This window comes from Rhodoferax sp. RT5P35, assembly GCF_056521385.1.
This window is the reverse complement of record NZ_JBWMAX010000005.1, coordinates 250,908-270,960: the sequence shown is the minus strand read 5'-3', so window position 1 is coordinate 270,960 and position 20,053 is coordinate 250,908. Positions and strand designations below refer to the sequence as shown.

The 20,053-nt window shown below is 63.6% G+C and carries 21 protein-coding genes; 6 read left to right on the top strand and 15 right to left on the bottom strand.

Annotation, left to right across the window (positions count from 1 at the left end; translation table 11 throughout):
• Window positions 1-223: 223 nt before the first annotated feature.
• The 4 genes from AC097L_RS09875 to AC097L_RS09860 form a co-directional block, all read right to left on the bottom strand.
• Window positions 224-1,303, bottom strand: coding sequence for an adenylate/guanylate cyclase domain-containing protein (locus AC097L_RS09875; RefSeq protein ID WP_479586156.1), 1,080 nt, complete (start codon window positions 1,301-1,303; stop codon window positions 224-226).
• 83 nt (window positions 1,304-1,386) lie between these two features.
• Window positions 1,387-2,598, bottom strand: coding sequence for an alanine transaminase (gene alaC / locus AC097L_RS09870; protein ID WP_479586155.1), 1,212 nt, complete (start codon window positions 2,596-2,598; stop codon window positions 1,387-1,389).
• Between the two features lie 228 nt (window positions 2,599-2,826).
• Entirely contained in the window at window positions 2,827-3,201 is a 375-nt protein-coding gene (locus AC097L_RS09865; protein ID WP_479586154.1) for a hypothetical protein, read from the bottom strand.
• 28 nt (window positions 3,202-3,229) lie between these two features.
• A complete protein-coding gene (locus AC097L_RS09860; RefSeq protein ID WP_479586153.1) occupies window positions 3,230-3,436 on the bottom strand; it encodes a hypothetical protein in 207 nt (68 codons plus the stop codon).
• A gap of 209 nt (window positions 3,437-3,645) precedes the next feature.
• On the opposite strand from AC097L_RS09860, the gene AC097L_RS09855 reads away from it, so the two are divergent.
• Complete coding sequence (locus tag AC097L_RS09855; protein WP_479586152.1) at window positions 3,646-4,548, top strand: EamA family transporter; 903 nt, start codon at window positions 3,646-3,648, stop codon at window positions 4,546-4,548.
• Between the two features lie 67 nt (window positions 4,549-4,615).
• On the opposite strand, the gene AC097L_RS09850 is transcribed toward AC097L_RS09855, so the two are convergent.
• The 6 genes from AC097L_RS09850 to urtA form a co-directional block, all read right to left on the bottom strand.
• A complete protein-coding gene (locus tag AC097L_RS09850; protein WP_479586151.1) occupies window positions 4,616-6,016 on the bottom strand; it encodes an HDOD domain-containing protein in 1,401 nt (466 codons plus the stop codon).
• A gap of 234 nt (window positions 6,017-6,250) precedes the next feature.
• Window positions 6,251-6,943 (bottom strand): urea ABC transporter ATP-binding subunit UrtE, encoded by a 693-nt coding sequence (gene urtE, locus AC097L_RS09845; protein WP_479586150.1) that lies wholly within the window; start codon window positions 6,941-6,943, stop codon window positions 6,251-6,253.
• 150 nt (window positions 6,944-7,093) lie between these two features.
• Entirely contained in the window at window positions 7,094-7,969 is an 876-nt protein-coding gene (gene urtD, locus AC097L_RS09840; RefSeq protein ID WP_479586149.1) for an urea ABC transporter ATP-binding protein UrtD, read from the bottom strand.
• Entirely contained in the window at window positions 7,966-9,069 is a 1,104-nt protein-coding gene (gene urtC / locus AC097L_RS09835; RefSeq protein ID WP_479586148.1) for an urea ABC transporter permease subunit UrtC, read from the bottom strand. Before urtC ends, urtD begins: the two co-directional genes overlap by 4 nt.
• Window positions 9,066-10,640 (bottom strand): urea ABC transporter permease subunit UrtB, encoded by a 1,575-nt coding sequence (gene urtB / locus AC097L_RS09830; RefSeq protein WP_479586147.1) that lies wholly within the window; start codon window positions 10,638-10,640, stop codon window positions 9,066-9,068. Before urtB ends, urtC begins: the two co-directional genes overlap by 4 nt.
• Before the next feature lie 284 nt (window positions 10,641-10,924).
• Window positions 10,925-12,184 (bottom strand): urea ABC transporter substrate-binding protein, encoded by a 1,260-nt coding sequence (gene urtA / locus AC097L_RS09825; RefSeq protein WP_479586146.1) that lies wholly within the window; start codon window positions 12,182-12,184, stop codon window positions 10,925-10,927.
• Between the two features lie 164 nt (window positions 12,185-12,348).
• Here urtA and AC097L_RS09820 point away from each other — a divergent pair, with 164 nt between their 5' ends.
• A complete protein-coding gene (locus AC097L_RS09820) occupies window positions 12,349-13,593 on the top strand; it encodes a D-arabinono-1,4-lactone oxidase (RefSeq protein WP_479586145.1) in 1,245 nt (414 codons plus the stop codon).
• Between the two features lie 66 nt (window positions 13,594-13,659).
• Here the strand turns inward: AC097L_RS09820 and AC097L_RS09815 are convergent, their stop codons facing one another.
• From AC097L_RS09815 to AC097L_RS09800, 4 genes are all read right to left on the bottom strand, one after another.
• On the bottom strand, window positions 13,660-14,220 hold the full coding sequence (locus tag AC097L_RS09815) for a YceI family protein (protein ID WP_479586144.1): 561 nt from the start codon (window positions 14,218-14,220) through the stop codon (window positions 13,660-13,662).
• Complete coding sequence (locus AC097L_RS09810) at window positions 14,211-14,546, bottom strand: nucleotidyltransferase family protein (RefSeq protein WP_479586143.1); 336 nt, start codon at window positions 14,544-14,546, stop codon at window positions 14,211-14,213. Before AC097L_RS09810 ends, AC097L_RS09815 begins: the two co-directional genes overlap by 10 nt.
• 7 nt (window positions 14,547-14,553) lie before the next feature.
• Complete coding sequence (locus tag AC097L_RS09805; RefSeq protein ID WP_479586142.1) at window positions 14,554-14,982, bottom strand: HI0074 family nucleotidyltransferase substrate-binding subunit; 429 nt, start codon at window positions 14,980-14,982, stop codon at window positions 14,554-14,556.
• A gap of 131 nt (window positions 14,983-15,113) precedes the next feature.
• Window positions 15,114-15,695, bottom strand: a complete 582-nt coding sequence (locus tag AC097L_RS09800; RefSeq protein WP_479586141.1) for a hypothetical protein — start codon at window positions 15,693-15,695, stop codon at window positions 15,114-15,116.
• A gap of 174 nt (window positions 15,696-15,869) precedes the next feature.
• Here AC097L_RS09800 and AC097L_RS09795 point away from each other — a divergent pair, with 174 nt between their 5' ends.
• Complete coding sequence (locus AC097L_RS09795) at window positions 15,870-16,094, top strand: hypothetical protein (protein WP_479586140.1); 225 nt, start codon at window positions 15,870-15,872, stop codon at window positions 16,092-16,094.
• Here AC097L_RS09795 and AC097L_RS09790 read toward each other — a convergent pair.
• Window positions 16,091-16,927, bottom strand: coding sequence for a Rossmann-like and DUF2520 domain-containing protein (locus AC097L_RS09790; protein WP_479586139.1), 837 nt, complete (start codon window positions 16,925-16,927; stop codon window positions 16,091-16,093). The genes AC097L_RS09795 and AC097L_RS09790 overlap by 4 nt on opposite strands.
• A gap of 198 nt (window positions 16,928-17,125) precedes the next feature.
• Here AC097L_RS09790 and AC097L_RS09785 point away from each other — a divergent pair, with 198 nt between their 5' ends.
• From AC097L_RS09785 to AC097L_RS09775, 3 genes are all read left to right on the top strand, one after another.
• Window positions 17,126-17,548, top strand: a complete 423-nt coding sequence (locus AC097L_RS09785; protein WP_479586138.1) for a nuclear transport factor 2-like protein — start codon at window positions 17,126-17,128, stop codon at window positions 17,546-17,548.
• The gene (locus AC097L_RS09780) at window positions 17,545-19,131 is read left to right on the top strand and encodes a gamma-glutamyltransferase family protein (protein ID WP_479586137.1); all 1,587 of its coding nucleotides are present in this window, start codon (window positions 17,545-17,547) and stop codon (window positions 19,129-19,131) included. Before AC097L_RS09785 ends, AC097L_RS09780 begins: the two co-directional genes overlap by 4 nt.
• 148 nt (window positions 19,132-19,279) lie before the next feature.
• Entirely contained in the window at window positions 19,280-20,014 is a 735-nt protein-coding gene (locus tag AC097L_RS09775) for a hypothetical protein (protein ID WP_479586136.1), read from the top strand.
• Window positions 20,015-20,053 lie beyond the last annotated feature (39 nt).

Sequence of the window (20,053 nt, the reverse complement as noted above, 5' to 3'; positions counted from 1 at the left end):
GTTAAAAGTGCCTCTAGCGCATGTAGCGCCTGCGCTGGCAGCTACATAAAAGATAGTAAATGGGTACAAGACGAACCCAACTCGACAGAGCTGAAAACAAGCTCAAGAAACGAGCCTGCCTTATGCGTGAAACACCGCGGAACTGGCTCCGCCAGGCCGCTGGTGTTGCCCCCTGCAAGGGGGTTGGCGCTGCCACACGCAGTGGGCAAGCCTGGGGGTAAGCCTAGTTACCACCCACCAGCATTTGCACGAACATTTGCAGCTTGGTGTTGGTCTCGGAGCCCAAGGCAGTGAACTCCAGACCGGCCAGCAAATGGCCGTCCTCGTGTTTGGTCTTCATCACGCGGGCGAAGATGTCGGTTACCGGGTATTCGACCAGGGTCATGTCGAAGTTCAGCTTTACGTCGAAACCCACCTCGATCGGCAGGTCCAGCTCCAGCAGCACACCGTGGTAGCCAATGTCGAGAATGTGGGCCTTGATGGGGCTGGGCAGCACGGTGGTGCCTTCCAGAATCTGCAGGCTGCACGGAATGCGCACCTCGGCCCGGTGGCTGCGGCGGAACTCCTGGCGCGGCACCTTCAGGTGCATGCTGGGGATGGCGATCAGCTCGCGCACCTTCACCGGCACCAGCTTGCCCGCCACAAACACCTCCACCGGCTCGGTGGCCGACACCGTGCCATTGCAGCGCTGGTAGGTGGTTTCACTGATCAGCACCTGGCCGCGCAGGCTGAAGGATTCGATGCGCGAGGCCAGGCTGACCTGGTTGCCAATCACCGTGTACTGCGAAAACGCTTCCGAGCCAAACCGGCCCGCGATCACCGTGCCGGTGTTCAGACCAATGCCCATGAACAGCTCGGGCATGCGGCCACGCTGGTACTGGTCGTTCAGCAGGCGCATGGCCAATTGCATCTCTACCGCACAGGCCATGGCACGCATCACATCGTCGGGCCGCTCCACGGGCGCGCCAAACAGCACGGTCATGGAGTCGCCGGTGAATTTGTCGATCACGCCCTGGTAGCGGTAGATCACCGCACTCATGCGCTCCAGGCACAGGTTGAGCATGGTCACGATGGTGCCCGCGGGCTGGGTGGCGGTGAGTGCGATGAAGCCGCGCAGGTCGGCCACCAGGATGGTGACCTCGCGGCTCACCACCGGCACATCGGCCGTGGCCGGGCCACCCAGGGCGGCTTCGACAATCGCCGCCAGCTCGGCCTCTACGGCAGACGACACCGGCGCACCGGTTTCTCGCGCCAGCAGCGCCTGTAGGCGACTGTGCGCCTCCGTCCTCAGATCAGTTTTCATGCGGTAAATGTCCCATGTGTGTAAGCAAAGTCAGAATAGGGCTGCGTCCGATTATGGTCAAGATGCAACACCCTGTAACGCGCTCAGTTCCCGGCGACACCATCGGCCTTGAACATGGCCTTGATACCGCGCACGGCTTGCCGGATACGGGCCTCGTTTTCGATCAGGGCAAAGCGCACATGGCCGTCGCCGTGGTCGCCAAAACCGATGCCAGGCGATACCGACACCTTGGCCTTGGCCAGCAGCTGGGTCGCAAACTCCAGCGAGCCCAACGCCGCGTAGTGCTCAGGGATACGCGCCCAGATGTACATGCTGGCCTTGGGGCAATCGACCTGCCAGCCAGCCTCCATCAGGCCTTTGTAGAGCACGTCGCGGCGGCTTTGGTAGGTGGCGGCGATTTCGGCCACGCAGCTCTGGTCGCCCTCCAGCGCAGCGATGGCGGCTACCTGCAGCGGGGTGAAGGTGCCGTAATCGTGGTAGCTCTTGATGCGTGCCAAGGCCGCTACCAGGTCAGGATTGCCCACCATGAAGCCGATGCGCCAACCCGCCATGTTGTAGCTTTTGCTCAGGGTGAAGAATTCCACCGCAATGTCTTTGGCGCCCGGCACCTGCATGATGCTGGGGGCCTTCCAGCCGTCGAAGGTGATGTCGGCGTAGGCCAGGTCGTGCACCACAAAGATGTCGTGCTTCTTGGCCAGGGCCACCACCTTCTCGAAGAAGGGCAGCTCCACGCACTGCGCCGTGGGGTTGCTGGGGAAGCCCAGCACCATCATCTTCGGCTTGGGGTAGCTGCCGCGGATGGCTTTTTCCAGCTCGGCGAAGAAGTCCACGCCCTCGGTCAGCGGCACGCTGCGGATATCGGCACCGGCAATCACCGCGCCGTAGATGTGGATGGGGTAGCTGGGGTCGGGCACCAGCACGGTGTCGCCGCGGTCCAGCGTGGCCAGCATCAGGTGGGCCAGGCCTTCCTTGGAGCCGATGGTGACGATGGCCTCGCTGTCGGGGTCGATATCTACCGCATAGCGGGTTTTGTACCATTGCGAAATTGCCCGGCGCAGGCGCGGAATGCCCTTGCTGGCCGAATAGCCGTGGGTGTCGGGCCGCTGCGCGACCTCGGTGAGCTTGGCGACGATATGGGCCGGGGTGGCCCCATCGGGGTTGCCCATGCTCATGTCGATGATGTCCTCGCCGCGGCGGCGCGCGGCCAGCTTGAGTTCGGCCGTGATGTTGAAAACGTAGGGAGGAAGGCGGTCAATGCGCGCAAAACGGCGCTTGCCTGCGGAAGATGCAGCCATGTGTAAAAATCTCACGTAAGCGCCCGGAACCGTCCGAGCGACGTGGCCTGCCGATGTGGACTAGCCCGTTGAAATCTTATCAGACAGCTAGCGAACCACCCATTTCATGCAGAACCCACGCCCACAAGAACCACCGCAGAACTGGCTCTGCCAGGCTGCTGGTGGTGCCCCCTGCAAGGGGGTTGGCGGAAGATGCGCAGCACTGCAGCCTGGGGGTGAGCCATTGGCCTATGCGCTGAGGTTGACTAACTCGCCCGTAGCCTGCCCCTGGGCATTCACCACGGGCGGCAGCTGCAGCGATGCGGACGGCGGGCTGGCATACATCCGGGACACCGCACCCGAGCCTAGCACCCGGGGCTCGGTGCTGGCTCCGCGCTGGGTTTGCACGTAATTGGCGACCAGTTGGTTGCTGCGCTCGGCCAGGCTGCTGGCGTTGTCTTGGCTGACCTTGGCGGTGCGGTCGGCGTTATCGGCTTGCCTGCGCAGATCGTCGGCGTTGGCCTGCGCTTGCTCGGCATCGCGCCGGGCCTGGACCACCCGCGTTTTATCCACCGTGGCCGCAGGGGACGGTGTGGCATTGCTGATGGCGGCTAAACCAACCATGGCGGAACGCTACGCGCGCTGCGCCCGTTCAGGCGGTGGTGTTGATGATGCGCCCGGTGGTTTGGCCCTGGCTGTTGACCACCGGCTTGGGCGGTGGTGCGGGCTTTACCTCGGCCGCCTTTTGGGAATCGGCATCGGCTTGCCGGGCCACGCGTTGGGCTTGCTGGGCTTCTTCGCTGCGCTTGGCGGGCTGGGTGGACGCGGCGGGCTGCCGATAAACGGAAGAAACATCCATGGCGGACTCCTGGTGTGGGCTCTTGATTTTAGGAGCGTACAGGCTGGTATGCAATGGCTACCTGGCAGTGTGGTGGCTGTGAAAGAAATTTATAAAAAATAGGCCTTCAGCGCATATATTGCCTACACATTTAGCTACAAAAGTAATAGCTTGCGCAGCAGCACGCGCTGCGCTGACAATAGCGCTCTTTTTACTCTTGCGACCTCCCCATGCCGACCACTCTGCCGCTGCGCCACTTTTTGTTAGCCCTGGCCGTGGTGGCGGTGTGGGGGAGCAATTTTGTGGTGATCAAGGTGGCGCTGCTGCACTTCCCCCCGCTGTTCTTTGCGGCCTTGCGGTTTACCTTGGCGCTGCTGCCTGCGGTGTTCTTTCTGCCGCGCCCGGCGGTATCCTGGGGCAACCTGGCGGCCTACGGGCTGCTGATTGGCGTAGGGCAGTTTGGCGTGCTGTTTGTGGCGATGCAGGGGCATATCTCGCCGGGGCTGGCATCGCTGGTGGTGCAGACCCAGGTGTTCTTCACCATTGCGCTGGCCATGCGCACCACGCGCGAACGCCTGCAGCCCTTCCAGTGGCTGGCCTTGCTGCTGGCAGTGGCCGGGATTGTTGTCATCGTGCTGCACACCGACGGCAGCACCACACCCCTGGGCCTGGCAATGACGTTGCTCGCGGCCCTGTGCTGGGGCGGCGGCAACACGGCATCGCGCCAGGCGGGCAAGGTGAACATGCTGGCCTACGTGGTGTGGTCCAGCCTGTTTGCGGCACCGCCCTTGCTGCTGCTGTCGTTGGTGTTTGAAGGCACTGCGGCCTGGCAAACCAGCGTGCAGCAGGCCGACCTGGCCAGCTGGCTGGCGGTGGTCTGGCAAGCCTGGGGCAATAGCCTGTTTGGCTACGGTGTCTGGGCCTGGTTGCTGGCGCGCTACCCGGCCAGCACCATCAGTCCCACGGCCTTGATGGTGCCGGTCTTCGGCATGGGTACGGCGGCCTGGTGGCTAAACGAGCCTCTGCCCACCTGGAAGCTGGTCGCCGCCGGCTTGGTGATGCTGGGCCTGGCGCTGAACCTGCTGTGGCCGCTGCTACGGTCCAGACTGCGGCTCCGCCTGCAGCCCCGGTAAAGATACATAAAAACAGGCTTTAGCGCATGTTATACATACACAAATAGCTATTAAATATATAGCAATCTTATTGAGTTGCTGAAGCGGCTGTGCGCAGCGTGTTTTCTGCCGCCCAGGCCCAGGCTTCGCTGGACAGCTCCAGCACGCGGGCGGCGCTGGTGAAACCGTCAGCGGCGGCGCTGGCTTCGCTGGCGGTCTGGTTTTCTACCTCCACCGCGGTGCGCAGATAGACAAACCAGGGGCCGGATTGCGACAGCAGGGCCTGCGCGCCTTCGGGTGGCAGGCTCAGGGTGGTCACCACTTCAGCCGGGGCCATTTTCAGAATCAGGCCCAGCATCGAGGCCAAACCCAGGGTGAAGAAGCGGCCCGGCTCGGATTCGCCACGCTCCGTGGCCAGCAGCTCGACCAGCCGCGCGCGCCACAGCGCCACCTCTTGCAAGGCCGAAGACAGCTTGCGGCTGCCCGCAAACTGCATCAGCATCAGCGACAGCCAGCGGTGCAGGTCGTTGCGGCCCAGCAGCATTACCGCCTGGTCGATGCTGGAGATGCCGCCCAGGTGGGCGTAGCTGGCGCTGTTCATGCGCTGCAGCAGCCGCACCGACACGCCGATATCGCCCTTGATGTCGCCCACGATGACCGCCGTGTCGGCCCCCGCAGCCAGCTTGCTGATCAACAGCGCCACGCGGCCCACTTCCGGTGCCAGCGGCCCGGCCTTGGCCAGGGTGGTAGCCATGTCCGACGCTGTCAGGCTGCCGCTGGCCAGGCGCACGCCGCCTTGCAGGGCGCGCTCCAGGTCTTCCACATTGGCCATGTCAGTGGCGATAAAAGGAATATTCGCCAGGCCCGCAGGCGGGGCCTTCACGGCCGCGATGAGCCCAGTCACCGCCTCGGGCGTGCCAGGCCGGACCAGCAGAAAGTCGGGGTTGGAGCCCATGGACTGCCCGGCCCCCCAAGCCAGCTTGGCCCCCACCGCGCGAAACTCGGCCACCTTGGCCGCCACGCCGAACATCACCTCGGACGACAAGGGTGCAGCCGACGCATCAAACTCCACCCCAATCACTGTGCCCGCGTCATTTTTGGGCACCCCTGCCAGCGCCAGCCAGGCGGCAGGCAGGCGCGCAAAGCCGATGCGCCCGTCCATGGCCACCAGCCGCGCCGCAACCAGCACCGCTGCCACGTGGGCCGCCTGCGCGACCGGGTCGGCCCCCATGGCCAGCACCCGCAGCGCCGCATCGTCAATACGGAACTCAAAACCCGCCACCTGCCCATTGGCCCCCATCAAGGGCCGCCGCGCCGCCAGAGCGACAGGTTTTGGGCGGGATAGAGGCGCTATTGGTGCTGGAGCCACCGCAGCGGGCGGCGGGCTGGTGACTGGCAAGGGACGGGTGCTGCGGACGCTGGGCTGGGGGGCGGGAGCCGGGGTACCCCCAAACAGCTTGGAGAGCACACGTTGGAAAAAGGAGGTCATGGGCTTAGAACTTTGTCCGGTGAGGAATCAGGTGTGCAATGGCCTCCACTTTATCGCCTTCTGCCCCAGTTTGAAGGATTTTGTTACATCGAAACGACTCCGCCACCAGCGACCATGCAGAACGCACACCTTCCAGAAACACCACAAAACAGGCTATGCCAGGCTGCGGGTGTTGCTCCCTGCATGCCACACCGGGCTTGCGAAAGAAGCGCAGCTCTGTAGCCTGGGGGGTGCCTAAATTGCCACCAGATTGCGCACGCCGTTGGCTTCCATGTCCTTGCCCAGGCCGCGGGCGATGAACTCGCCGCGCTCCATCACTAGGTAGTCGTCGGCCAACTCTTGCGCAAAATCATAGTACTGCTCCACCAGCAAAATCGCCATATCGCCCCGGTCGGCCAGCATGCGGATGACGCGGCCGATATCTTTGATGATGCTGGGCTGGATGCCTTCGGTGGGCTCGTCCAGGATCAGCAGCTTCGGCCCTGCCGCCAGCGCGCGGGCAATGGCCAGCTGCTGCTGCTGCCCGCCCGACAAGTCGCCGCCACGCCGGTTAATCATCTGCTTGAGCACCGGGAACAGCGTGAACAGTTCGGCCGGAATCGGCGTGCTGGCGCTCTTGTAGGCCAGGCCCATGCGCATGTTTTCTTCCACCGTGAGGCGGGCGAAGATTTCGCGGCCCTGCGGCACAAAGCCCACGCCAGCGCGGGCGCGCTCGTAGGGCGTGAAGCCCTGGATGGGTTTGCCGTCGAGTTCAATGCTGCCGGTTTTGATGGCCACCAGGCCCATCAGCGACTTGAGCAGTGTGGTCTTGCCCACGCCGTTGCGGCCCAGCAGCACGGTGACCTTGCCCAGGCTGCATTGCAGGCTGACATCGCGCAGGATGTGCGAGCCGCCGTAGTATTGGTTGATGTTTTTGACGTTCAGCATGGTGGATGGGTCTGGTTGGGTTAGGGGTGCAGGCCGTTAACGTCTATCCGCCAATAGGGGTCAGAGCCCAAATGCGGGAGGCATCGTTCTCTACCCGCCAGCAGACTGTGCGCAATTGGGATCTGACCCCTATTGGCTAGAGGGACAGCTTCACCGGCCAAGGTATACCTCGATCACCCGCTCATCCGCCTGCACCTGGTCCAGCGTGCCCTGCGCGAGCACAGAGCCGTCGCACAGCACGGTGACGATCTCGCTGATGGTGCGGATGAAACTCATATCGTGCTCCACCACCATCAGCGAATGCTTGCCTTTCAGCGTCAAAAACAGCTCGGCGGTGCGGGCGGTTTCCTCGTCGGTCATGCCGGCCACGGGCTCGTCCAGCAGCAGCAGCTTGGGGTCTTGCATCAACAGCATGCCGATCTCCAGCCACTGCTTTTGCCCGTGGCTGAGGTTGCCGGCCTGGCGCGTCACGCTGTCGGCCAAATGGATGGTGACCAGCATCTCGGCCAGCTTGTCGCTCTGCGCTGAATCCAGCTTGAACAGCATGGACGACTTGACGCTTTTGTCCATTTTCAGCGCCAGCTCCAGGTTCTCGAACACGCTGAGCTGCTCGAACACCGTGGGCTTTTGGAACTTGCGGCCAATGCCCAACTGGGCGATTTGCGGCTCGTTGTGGCGCAGCAAGTCGATGGTGCTGCCGAAAAACACCGTGCCCGCATTCGGCCGGGTCTTGCCGGTGATGATGTCCATCATGGTGGTCTTGCCCGCACCGTTAGGACCGATGATGCAGCGCAGCTCGCCGGGCGCAATGTCCAGCGACAGGCCGTTGATGGCCTTGAAGCCGTCAAAGCTCACATGCACGTCTTCCAGGTACAGAATGCGGCCATGGGACACATCCACCTCGCCGGGCGTATGCACCCGAGAGAAACCGGCTTCGCGGCCACCGGATTCGGTGTTGCCGGACACATAGGCCGGGTCCTTGGCTTCCAAGCGACGCGCGCCCTCTTCCATCAGATCGGGGGTCATGCCTTCGCTCCCTTCAACTTCTTCACCAAACCGACCACGCCATCGGGGAGGAACAACGTGACGGCAATAAACAAGGCGCCCAAAAAGTACAGCCAGAACTCAGGATAGGCCACGGTAAGCCAGCTCTTGGCCCCGTTGACAATGAAGGCCCCCAGAATCGGCCCGATCAGCGTGGCACGTCCGCCCACCGCCGCCCACACGGCGATCTCGATGGAGTTCGCCGGGCTCATTTCACTGGGGTTGATGATGCCCACCTGGGTCACGTACAGCGCCCCGGCCACACCGCACATCACGGCAGAGATCACCCAGATGCTGAGCTTGTAGCCCAACGGCGAATAGCCTGAGAACATGACCCGGGTTTCTGCGTCGCGGATGGCCTGCAGCACGCGGCCATATTTGCTGCCCACCAGCCATTTGGCAAACAAGAAGAAGCCCAGCAGCGTCAACCCCGTCAGCACAAACAAGGCCATGCGCATCGAGGTAGTGGCCATGGGCACGCCCAGGATGCGTTTGAAGTCGGTAAAGCCGTTGTTGCCGCCAAAGCCGGTCTCATTGCGAAAGAACAGCAGCATGGCCGCAAAAGTCATGGCCTGGGTGATGATGGAAAAGTACACGCCCTTGATGCGCGAGCGAAAAGCAAAGAAGCCAAAAATCAGCGCCACCAGGCCGGGGGCAAACACCACCAGAAACAGCGTGGCACCAAAGCTGCCACTCAGCGCCCAGTGCCAGGGCAGCTCTTTCCACGACAGGAAGACCATGAAGTCCGGCAGGTCGCTTTTGTAGTTGCCGTCGTGGCCGATCTGGCGCATCAGGTACATGCCCATGGCATAGCCGCCCAGCGCGAAGAACATGCCGTGGCCCAGGCTCAAGATGCCGGTGTAGCCCCAGATCAGGTCCATGGCCAGGGCGGCGATGGCGTAGCACATGATCTTGCCGACCAGGCCGATGGCGTAGTCGCTCATGTGCCAAACGCTGTCGGCGGGCACCAACAGGTTCAGCAGCGGTGCCACGGCGCAAACCACGATCAGCGCCACGATAAAACTGCTCCAGCCGCTGCGGGTCAACAGCGGGTCTTTGGTTGGTAAATTAACTTTGCTCATGCTTCTGCACTCCGGCCCTTCATGGCGAAAATTCCTTGGGGGCGCTTCTGGATGAAAATGATGATCAGCACCAGCACGGCAATCTTGGCCAGCACCGCGCCGGTCAAGCCCTCCAGAAACTTGTTCAAAATGCCCAGGCCCATGGCGGCGTAGACGGTGCCCGCCAGTTGGCCCACGCCACCCAGCACCACCACCATGAACGCGTCCACGATGTAACCCTGGCCCAGGTCGGGGCCGACATTGCCGACCTGGCTCAGGGCACATCCGGCCAGCCCGGCAATGCCCGAGCCCAGTGCAAAAGCGTAGGTGTCGATGCGCGCGGTGTTGACCCCCATGCACGAGGCGATGGGGCGGTTTTGCGTGACGCCGCGCACAAACAGGCCCAGGCGGGTTTTACCGATCAACCAGCCCACGCCCAGCAGCACGGCCACGGCAAACGCAATAATGACGATGCGGTTGTAGGGCAGCGACAGATTCGCCATGACCTGCAGGCCGCCGCTCATCCACACCGGGTTTTCCACGCCCACGTTTTGCGCACCAAACAGGCTGCGCACGCCCTGCTGCAGCATCAGGCTGATACCCCAGGTGGCCAGCAGCGTCTCCAGCGGGCGGCCATACAGAAAGCGCAGCACACTGCGTTCCAGCGCCGCGCCCACCAGGGCCGATGCCAGGAACGACACCGGCACGGCGGCCAGCAGATACCAGTCAAACGCGCCCGGCAAATACTTGAGAAAAACGGTTTGCACCAGGTAGGTGGCGTAGGCGCCGATCATCATCAGCTCGCCGTGGGCCATGTTGATCACGCCCATCAGCCCGTAGGTGATGGCCAGGCCCAGGGCCACCAGTAGCAGGATGGAGCCCAGGCTGATGCCGCTAAAAATCGCGCCCAGCTTGTCGCCCCAGGCCAGCGAGGCCTCGACCTTGGCCAGGGCAGCGTTCAGGGCTACCTTTACGTCGGCATCTGCCTCCGTGGTCAGGCGCGCCAGCAGCACGGTCTTGGTGCTGGGGTTGCCGCTGTCGGCCAGGGTTTTGGCGGCCTCCAGGCGGCGGGCCTTGTCAGTGCTGTTGAGCAGCAGGGCACCGCGCAGCAGGCCGAGCTGGTCTTTGATGGCGGGCACCGTCTCGGCGGCAAAGGCCTTTTCCACCAACGCCAGCTTGTTCTCGTCGGGCTCGGCCAGCAGGGTCTTGACCGCGGCGGCGCGCAGCTTGTCGTCTTTGGAGAATAGCTTGACGGCGGCCAGCGCATTGTCCAGCTCGCCGCGCATTTGGTTGTTGTTGATGATGTCTTCGGCGTCCGCAGGCAGCGCAACAATGGCACCCGTGATCGGGTCTACCGCCTTATCACCCTGCAGCACAAAAACCTTGTCGCCCAGGGTCTTGACCTGGTCATCGGAGAGGGCTTGGATGAAGGCGACGGTCTTGTCGTCGGCGCTGACAACGGCCTTGTTCAAGGCCTCGATACGCGTTTCGGTTTCGCCAATAGCCAAGCCTTTTACCTCGTCAGCGCTCAGTGCATAAGCGTGACCAGCTACTAAAAGCGTAGCAGCAAAGAGTAGTTGTCGAATCAACATGGAGCGGCCTGTTGGTTGGGCATGGAAGCGATACCAGATCTGAATGCAAATAGTGTTCCAACAGGCCCCGCCCGCCGAAAAAAAGGCGCCTCTCACCCAAAGCAAGAGGCGCCCGGAGAAAAAACAGGAGGTGCCCGTTGAACGTCAAACGAAGCACCGCACCCTCAAGCCAAGAACGCACCCTCTTTTTCCAGGGATACCGCAGAACCGGCTATGCCGGGCTGCTGGTATCGCCCCCTGCAAGGGGGTTGGCGAAAGAAGCGAAGCTCTGCAGCCTGGGGGTGTTATTTTTTGACGGGTTCGTCGGGCTTGCCAGCGTTGCCTTCGATGAACGGGCTCCATGGCACGGCCTTGACCGGGCCGGGTGTCTTCCACACCACGTTGAACTGGCCGTCGGCCTTGATTTCGCCGATGAACACCGACTTGTGCAGGTGGTGGTTTTTGGCATCCATTTCGGACACGATGCCCGAGGGTGCGTTGAACTTCTGGCCGGCCATGGCCGCGATCACCTTGTCGGTGTCGGTGCTGTTGGCCTTCTTCACAGCCTGGGCCCACATGTTGATGCCGATGTAGGTGGCTTCCATCGGGTCGTTGGTCAAAGGCTTGTCGGCACCGGGCAGGTTCTTGGCCTTGGCGTAGGCAGACCACTTCTTGATGAACTCGGTGTTGGCGGGGCTCTTGATCGTCATGAAGTAGTTCCAGGCGGCCAGGTGGCCCACCAGCGGCTTGGTGTCCACACCGCGCAGCTCTTCTTCGCCCACCGAGAAAGCCACCACGGGCACGTCCTTGGCCTTCAGGCCGGCGTTGCCCAGTTCTTTGTAGAACGGCACGTTGGAGTCACCGTTGATGGTGGACACCACGGCGGTCTTGCCACCGGCAGAGAACTTCTTGATGTCAGCTACGATGGTTTGGTAATCGCTATGGCCAAACGGGGTGTACTTCTCGTCGATGTCGGTCTCTTTCACGCCCTTGCTGATCAGGTAGGCGCGCAAAATCTTGTTGGTGGTGCGGGGGTACACATAGTCGGTGCCCAGCAGGACCCAGCGCTTGGCACCACCACCGGCCTTGCTCATCAAATAATCCACCGCGGGGATGGCTTGTTGGTTAGGCGCAGCACCCGTGTAGAACACGTTCTTGGACAGCTCTTCACCCTCGTACTGCACGGGGTAGAACAGCAGGCCGTTCATCTCTTCCACAACCGGCAGCACCGACTTGCGCGACACCGAGGTCCAGCAGCCGAAGATCACGGAAACCTTGTCCTGGCCCAGCAGCTGCTTGGTCTTTTCAGCGAACAGCGGCCAGTTGGACGCGGGGTCCACCACTACAGGTTCGAGCTTCTTGCCCAGCAAACCACCCTTGGCATTGATTTCGTCAATTGCCATCAGCACGGTGTCTTTCAACACGGTTTCCGAGATGGCCATGGTGCCCGACAGGCTGTGCAGCACACCGACCTTGATGGTGTCGGCCGCAAAGGCAGGGACGATGGACAGGCTGCTCAGAGCCACGGCGGCGGTAATTGCCTTGAGAGTAAATCGACGTTGCATGTGTGCTTCTCCGTAAAGTAAATGAACCCGGCTCGCCGCGGTGTGCCGGTGCAGGCTTTGTGCGGCGATGGGTGGACTTTAGGGATGCACGGAAGGATCGGGAATACGCCGGGTGGCGTATGGGGCATGATCTCTGGCAAGTTCAGTTCTCAACCGGAATCCCCATGCAATTCGAAAAAGGCGGTCTTTGGCGCAATTGGGTCGGCAACCAGTCGTGCATCGCGCGCTACAAGGGTGCGCCCACGTCCGAGGCGCAGTTGTGCGAGATGGTGGCCGAGGCCGACCGGCGCGATTTGAACCTGCGCGTGGCGGGCTCGGGCCATAGCTTTACCCCGGTGGTGGGCACCGGCGGGCTGCTGCTGTCGCTGGCGCAGATGCAGGGCGTGCGCCGCTTTGACGGTGCAAAAAAGCAGGTCACGGTGGCCGCGGGCACGCGCATCCACGACTTGGCGATAGCGCTCAAAGCACACGGCTTTTCGCTGGTGAACCAGGGCGATATCGACTCGCAGGCGGTGGCGGGCGCGTTCACCACCGGCACCCACGGCACCGGGAGCACGCTGGGCTGTCTGGCCACGTCGATTGCCGGGCTGCGGCTGGTGCAGCCCGATGGCAGCGTGCTGGTGGTGAACGGGTCGGACCAGGATCTGCTGCACGCCGCCCAGGTGTCGGTGGGCACGCTGGGGGTGATTTCCGAACTGACGCTGCAGGTCACCGATGCCTACCACCTGCATGAACACGTGTGGCGCGACGACTTCGAAACCTGCATGGCCCGCCACGACGAGCTGGCCGCCACGCACCGGCATTTCGGCTTTTTCTGGTGCCCCACGCCGCACAGCCGCCAGTTGTACTGCCTGGCCGATACGGCCGATGCGCCCCTGACCACGACATCGAAAACCGCCGACGTGTGCGAGATGAAGATGATCGACATCTCCGACCGCCCCGCGCTGGACAAGCCGTTTGAAAAAATCGCCTACTCGTCCGAGATCTACCCCATCGAGTACGTGCCCAACTTCCACGAGTTGGAGTACGCCGTGCCGGTACAGCACGGCAAAGAGGCAGTGCGCGCCGTGCGCGAGTTGATGCTCACCAAGCACACCAACTGCATCTTCCCCATCGAATACCGCTTCACCGCGGGCGACCCGGCGTGGATCAGCCCGTTCCACCAGCAGGACAGCATCACGCTGTCGGTGTCCGGCCAGCCGGGCGTGGACTATTGGGATTATTTACGCGATGTAGATGCCATCTTGCGCCGGTTTGGCTCGCGTCCGCACTGGGGCAAGATGCATTTTCTGGACACCGACGACGTGACCGCGCTGTACCCGCGCGCCGCCGATTTCCGCGCCCTGCGGCGCAAGCTGGACCCGCAAGGACGCTTTCTGAACGACCATGTACGGGCATTGCTGGGTTAAGCAAAAAATAGGCCTCTAGCGCATGTACCACCTACACCATTAGCTACTTATTTAATAGCGTTCACATTACTGCCGCACCGCTTCCACCTGCACCACCAAACGCACATTCTTGGGTAGGCCCAGGCTGACACCCAGGTCCATGCCGTAGTCGGTGCGGTCGATGGTGGTCTCGAAACTGCCGCTGCACACTTCGGGCTCCGGCGCAGGCGGCGTGCGGCAGGCAAAGTGGTTCACCTGCAGCAGCACCGGCAGGGTCTTGCCCAGCAGGGTGAGGTTGCCCAGCACCCCGGCCAGGTTCTCGCCGCTGAACAGAAATTGGTCGCCCAGAAAGTGGATGCGAGGGTACTGGCTGGCGTTGAACAGCTCGGTGCTGACCAGAATGGAGTCGATGAAAGCCACGCCCGAGCGGACCGATGCAGCCTCGATGCTGACATCGGCCCGCCCGGTTTTGGCCGCCATGTCCAGCTGGATGCTGCCGGTGTGCCGTTCAAACCGCCCGCTGCTGATGCTGCCCAACTCGTAGGTGGTGCTGGTGCGCACCGGGTCGATGCTGTAGGTGGCCGCCTGGGCACTGGCCGAGGCTGCGCACCACCAGACCAGCAGCACACACGCCGTGTTTATTCGCACCGCTGCACCACCACTTTGTGCTGCGCGATGGTGGCGCGAAACGCTTCACTGGTGGATGCCCAATCCACCACATCGACCCGTATGGGCAAGTCCGATGACTCGAAAGCCTCGGCGATGTCGGCCATCTGTGCCAGCGTCAGCGGCTGCGGGCTGATCAACGCCAGGTCAAGATCCGAATACGGTTTGGCCGTGTGCCGGGCACGCGAACCAAATGCCCAAACTTCGGTGTCGGGCACTTGCTCCCGCAAAATGCGCTGCACCTCAGCCCAGTCGCCAGGAGGCAGGTCGATCGGCGGCGGGACGGCGGTCAGGCTGGAGTTGGGCACGGCGGGGCTATTCCAGCGCACTGCGGCGACCCAGCTCGGCCAGCAGAGCCTGGGCTTCTGCCAAAAAATCCGGGGCCAAGGCAAACACCGCCTCGGCTTTGGCGGCGTCGTAGGTGTGGCTACTGTCGGTGCGGGCTTGTCGGAAGATTTTCCAGCGGAGCCAATCCGAACGCAAAAGCCCGCGCTCGTTGCCCAGCCGGACGAGGTTTTGAAAACTACCCGTGTCCAAATCTGCAGGGCTGGCCTCGGTCGCCTCCAGATAGCGCTTGAGCATTTTCCAGCTCAGTTCGTACGTAAATTCAAAGCACTGGATGACGGAATTGCGCAATTGCTCTCGCAAGCCCGGGTCGGCCAAGGACGCGGGCGAGAAGGCATAGGCCAGGCTTTTTTCAAGCTGCGCAATGGCGTTGGACAAGGGGCTGTAGTCAAGACGCATGGCTGGGCTTTCAGGGAAATCTGAGATGGATAGGACTTACGCAGCGCCCCCTGTGTCGCCCTCTGGGCGCACTGGGGGTCTTGCGCAAGTCCTCATGGATTGTGCTACGGCCTGCTGTCGTTCGCAGCTTCTCAGGGCGCCAGCACGCGGATCTGCACCAGCTGCCGGATGTCGGCGGCGGCCTCGCTGCTGTAGCTGCCGGGCTGGGCTTGCCCGCCCCCGGTGGCCGCCACCGTAACCCACTGGCCCAGGGGCGCGCTGACGGTGGTGGCCAGCTGGCTGCGGGCCTGGCTGGGGAGTTCGGCATTGCCGGTGGGGGCCTGCAGGCTGGAAGACTCCACGGCGATGGTGATGCGCACCGGCTGGCGGGCACCAGGCCAGCGCGGCTGCACGGCCATGCTCTGGCCCGCCTGCATCCACACCATGCCGTAGCTGACACCGCTGCCGTCACGGCCCGAGCCCACCGACTGCACAAAGCGCATCGGCAGGTTCTGGCCCATGGCCAGCGTGGCCTTTTCGCCATTACGCACCTGGATGCGCTGGAAAGTCAGCGGCGCGGCGGCGGGCTGGGTGCTGAGGGTGTGGGCATCGGGTTCGCTGATCTGCCGCAGCTCCACCACCAAGTCGCGTGGGGGTAGCTGGGCCTGTGCGGGTAGCGTGGACAGCAGCCCCAGAGCGGCCGTGGCAAAGAGCGTGAATGCAGTGTTGGGCATGCCGCACATTGTTCCACGCCATCGCAAACAGCGCCTGGCGCGTTGGAACATGTTCAAGGTCTAAGAGCGCAGAGACAGGGGTTTCACACGCCACTTCCAGGCCTATCCCGGTGCGCCACTGCCTATATTGATTCCAAGGGCGGCGTACCAATCTACAGAGCACAAGGGGCGCATATGCACACGATCAACATCCACAACGACCCAGGCAGCCATTTGCTGCTAGGGGTGGACTTCAAGTGGCTGATGGCGGGCCAAGGCTATACCGTGGACCCGCAACGCCTGCTGCACGACCCCGCCTATGCCGACACCTGCCTGCAATGCGCCCAGCGCTCTGGTTGCGCCGCGCTGCAAGCCTGCGCTGTGTACCTGCGCGAGGTGCTGGCGCAGACCGTCCACTAATTTTTCGACTGGCCCGCCAAACGCAGGGCCAGTACGCTCAATGCGTCGTAAGCCGTTCCCGCTTCGGCATTCCAGGCTTTCACCGCCTCCGCTTGGCGGGCTATGGCTGCCGTGTCGCCCCGGGCGGCCGGTCCGGTCAAGGCCGCAGCCGGGCCCAGCGCAGTGATGTTGTGCACCGCGTGGGCCAATAAGCTGGCGCGCAGATCGGGGATCAGCTCGGCGGGCACACCCACGCTGCGCCACGCGTCTTCCGCCACGCTTTGCAGCACCGGCATGAAGTTGGTGGCAAATACGGCCGCTGCGTGGTAGAGCAGTTTCTGTTCCGAGGCCACGCTGAAGCAGCGCGCGCCGATGTCGGTGTAGGCGGCCCGCAGCAGGCCGCAGGCGCGGGTATGGCCCTCCAGCGCGCAGGCCGTGCCGGGGAACTGGGCCAGGGCGGCCTCTACCGAGGCAAAACTCAAAATGCAATGTGCGCTGGCCGTCTGCCAGCCCAGGGTCACCAGCGGTGCCAGTTGCGCACTGCCCAGCGCCCCGCTGCAGTGGAAAGCCACGGTTTGCGCACCCATGGCGGACGATGCAGCAAACGCGGTGGCCAACCCTTGCACCACCTGGGGCAACTGCGTATCGGGCACGGCCAGCATCCACACGTCGGCCGGTCGCATAGCCTGCAGTGCGTCCACCGGACGGCCCGCGCCGATGGCGACACAGGCGGCCCGCGCGCTGGCGAGGCTGCCGGTCAACACGTCTTGCACCGCAAACGTGCCCTGCTGCTGCCACAGCCGCGCCAGCGTTTGGCCCACACGGCCAGCGCCTACCAGGTTGAGTGTTTTCAAAGGAGTCGCTTTCTGTAATTGAACGGTCACAATTCATTGTGCCAAAGATACCGCCACCCGCCGCGCACTCTACTTTTGATAGCTACCCGCGCAGATGCAACCTGCGCTAGCGGCCTATTTTCCTTAAAAATACCGGCCCGCGCAGAACTGGCATAGTCGTTGCACCAACACTGTTGACACTGCCAACACTCCAACGCCATGCCTACCCACACCCCACCCGACCACGGCCTGCAAGCGAAAGCTGTGGTTGAGCACTTTCTGCAAACCATCATGGTGCCCGACCCCGAAGGCGCCCGCGCCTTCACCGCGCCCGACCTGCGCATCCGCTTCACCGGGGGCCGTGCCATGCGCGACCCGGCCGAATGCAGCCGCTTCAACGCCAGCCGCTACGCCTGGGTGAAAAAGCGCTTCGAGCAGACCGACGTGGTGGCCGGTGCCACCGAGGCCGAGGCCATCGTCTACAACATCGGCACGCTGTATGGCGCCTGGCCCGACGGCACCCTGTTCGAGGGCAACCGCTATGTAGACCGCTACGTGGTGCGCCACGGCCTGATCGTGCAGATGGATGTGTGGAACGACAGCGCCGAATGGCTGCTGCAGCGCGCAGGCCTGGTGCCATGAGCCTGGCCACCTCCACCCGGGGCATGGTCACCAGCCCCCACGGCCCGGCCACCGAAGCCGGTCTGGCCGTGCTGGCCCAGGGCGGCAACGCCATCGAGGCGGTGATTGCCACGGCGGCCAGCCTGTGCGTCACCTACCCGCATTTTTGCGGCCTGGGCGGCGATGCCTTCATGCTGGTTGCCGACGCGCACGGCCAGGTACGCAGCCTCTCGGGCATCGGCCAGGCCGCCCAGACATTGCCCGCCTACCATGGCAGCATCCCCACGCGCGGCCCGCAGGCCATGCTGACCAGTGCAGCGGCGGTGGACGTGTGGGCCCAGGCCTTTGCCATCAGCCGCGAGCAGTGGGCGGGCCAAGAGAGCTGGGCCGGGCTGCTCACCCCTGCCATCACCCTGGCCCGCGACGGCTTTGCCATCTCGGAGTCCGAGCGCTTCTGGCTGCAGTTCCGCCAGCCCGAAGCCAGCGCGCTGCCCGATGTTTTCGCCCACTTCTTGGTCGATGGTGCCGTGCCCGCACCGCAACAGTTGCGCCACCAGCACGCCCTGGCCGCCACGCTGGAGACCCTGGCATTGCGCGGCCCGCGAGACTTCTACGAGGGCCAGCTGGCCGCCACCATCGCCCGGGGCCTGGCCCAGGCCGGTTCCCCCCTGACCGCAGCCGACCTGGCACAGACCCGCGCCCGCGCCGAAGTCCCGCTGCAGCTGCCCTACCGCGACGGCACCCTGGTGGCCCACCGCCCGCCCACCCAAGGCATCACCACGCTGGAGATCATGGGCATCCTGGACCGGTTTGACCTGCGCAGCATCCCCGAGGGCAGCGCCGACTACTACCACCTGCTGGTCGAAGCCGTGAAGCGCGCCTTCATAGACCGCAACCGCCTCATTGCCGACCCAGACCACACCCCGGTGCCCGTTGAGCGCCTGCTATCCCCCGCCCACCTGGACCAGCTCGCCGCCTCCATCCGCATGGACCAGGCCCTGCCCTGGCCGCATACCTTCCAGACCGGCGACACCGTCTTCCTGGCCGCCGCCGACCGCCATGGCAACGCCGTGTCCATGCTGGCCACCACCTACTTCGACTGGGGCAGCGGTGTGGTGGCGGGCGATACCGGCATGCTGTGGCACAACCGGGGCGCGGCCTTCTCGCTGGACCCGCAGCACCCCAACTGCCTGGCCCCCGGCAAACGCCCGTTCCACACGCTGAACCCCGGCATGTATCTGCAACAAGGCAAGCCAACCATCCTGTACGGCACCCAGGGTGCCGACGGCCAGCCGCAAACCCTGGCCGCCATCCTCACCCGCATGATTGACTACCGTCTAGACCCTTACACCGCCCTGGCCCGCCCGCGCTTTCTGCTGGGCAAAACCTTCTCCGACGCGCGCGACTCCCTCAAACTGGAAGACGATGTACCCGCCGAAGTCTTCGCCGACCTGGCCCGCCGCGGCCACGCCCTCAGCCCCCTGCCCGCCCACAGCCCGCTGATGGGGCACCCAGGGGCGATCCGCATTGATCCCGCCACCGGCGTGATGACCGGGGCGCACGACCCACGCAGCGATGGGCGAGCGATGGGGTTGGCAGATTAGGTGCAGGCTCGCAGGTTTTTATCTTTTTGATAGCTAACAGCGCAGGCTCTATATGCGCTAGAGCCATAAAAAGCATATTGACCTCGGCCTGGGTAGCTGCGGAGCACCAACGCCAAGCGAGACGCCTAGCCTCACTACACTGCGCTCAATGACTCCCCCTCCACTACCGCCGCACCGACCAAACCACCCCACCTCCTATTTCTGGAGCGGCGACACCTTGCGCAGCCGCTGTGTCAGCAGCGTCGTGCGGCATGGCACGGTCGAGGTGCCTGCGCCCCCGGCACGGCTGGTGGCGGATTGGGAAAGGGAAACTTCTTTAGCCCTGGAGCCAGGAGACGTTGAGGCCCTGTCGCTGCCAAGGGCGCGAATGCGCTGGCCAGACTACAAACACTGCGTACAGGCAGTTTCCGACTGGACGCAAACACACGGTCTGCATGGCGTGCTGGCCGCCAGCGATGTGGCCCTGATGGCCTGCCGCGGCGCGCGCTTCCACCATGATGGTGCGCAGTACGGCAGTGCCGCCTTTTGCAATCTCTTCCTGGGCGAAGACAAGGGGCTGGACGTGCACTTCCCGGCCACAGGCCACCGCATTCCCCTGGCCCGGGGCACCGTGCTGCTGTTCGATACGGGCCAGCCCCACGCCGTTATCCAGCGCGGCAGCACGGGCTTCAACCTGGCCGACTTCCCACCCGAGCGAGATTGCACCCAGGTCTTCCTGACCTGGGAGTTGCCCATCGAAAACGCCGATTTGGGAGCCGCACTGCAGATTGCCTTTGACACCGACCCTGCGACCGCATTGCGGTTGGATGCAGAGCAAGTCTGGCTGAACGGCGCAGCGGCCAGCGTGTGCCCGCAGTCTGGTCGGTGGTGCCAGGCGGATTGAGCGCCAGGCCAGACCGCGGTGCAGCCCCCAACGGCTACA

Bases quoted from the DNA above. Each gene is read 5' to 3' on its own strand.
- urtE (WP_479586150.1), bottom strand. From the start codon at position 6,943: ATGCTGAACGTCAAAAACATCAACCAATACTACGGCGGCTCGCACATC.
- AC097L_RS09855 (WP_479586152.1), top strand. From the start codon at position 3,646: ATGCCGACCACTCTGCCGCTGCGCCACTTTTTGTTAGCCCTGGCCGTG.
- AC097L_RS09865 (WP_479586154.1), bottom strand. From the start codon at position 3,201: ATGGTTGGTTTAGCCGCCATCAGCAATGCCACACCGTCCCCTGCGGCC.
- AC097L_RS09875 (WP_479586156.1), bottom strand. From the start codon at position 1,303: ATGAAAACTGATCTGAGGACGGAGGCGCACAGTCGCCTACAGGCGCTG.
- AC097L_RS09860 (WP_479586153.1), bottom strand. From the start codon at position 3,436: ATGGATGTTTCTTCCGTTTATCGGCAGCCCGCCGCGTCCACCCAGCCC.
- AC097L_RS09820 (WP_479586145.1), top strand. From the start codon at position 12,349: ATGCAATTCGAAAAAGGCGGTCTTTGGCGCAATTGGGTCGGCAACCAG.
- AC097L_RS09800 (WP_479586141.1), bottom strand. From the start codon at position 15,695: ATGCCCAACACTGCATTCACGCTCTTTGCCACGGCCGCTCTGGGGCTG.
- AC097L_RS09775 (WP_479586136.1), top strand. From the start codon at position 19,280: ATGACTCCCCCTCCACTACCGCCGCACCGACCAAACCACCCCACCTCC.
- AC097L_RS09780 (WP_479586137.1), top strand. From the start codon at position 17,545: ATGAGCCTGGCCACCTCCACCCGGGGCATGGTCACCAGCCCCCACGGC.
- urtB (WP_479586147.1), bottom strand. From the start codon at position 10,640: ATGTTGATTCGACAACTACTCTTTGCTGCTACGCTTTTAGTAGCTGGT.
- AC097L_RS09805 (WP_479586142.1), bottom strand. From the start codon at position 14,982: ATGCGTCTTGACTACAGCCCCTTGTCCAACGCCATTGCGCAGCTTGAA.
- alaC (WP_479586155.1), bottom strand. From the start codon at position 2,598: ATGGCTGCATCTTCCGCAGGCAAGCGCCGTTTTGCGCGCATTGACCGC.
- AC097L_RS09785 (WP_479586138.1), top strand. From the start codon at position 17,126: ATGCCTACCCACACCCCACCCGACCACGGCCTGCAAGCGAAAGCTGTG.
- urtC (WP_479586148.1), bottom strand. From the start codon at position 9,069: ATGAGCAAAGTTAATTTACCAACCAAAGACCCGCTGTTGACCCGCAGC.
- urtA (WP_479586146.1), bottom strand. From the start codon at position 12,184: ATGCAACGTCGATTTACTCTCAAGGCAATTACCGCCGCCGTGGCTCTG.
- AC097L_RS09795 (WP_479586140.1), top strand. From the start codon at position 15,870: ATGCACACGATCAACATCCACAACGACCCAGGCAGCCATTTGCTGCTA.
- AC097L_RS09850 (WP_479586151.1), bottom strand. From the start codon at position 6,016: ATGACCTCCTTTTTCCAACGTGTGCTCTCCAAGCTGTTTGGGGGTACC.
- urtD (WP_479586149.1), bottom strand. From the start codon at position 7,969: ATGACCCCCGATCTGATGGAAGAGGGCGCGCGTCGCTTGGAAGCCAAG.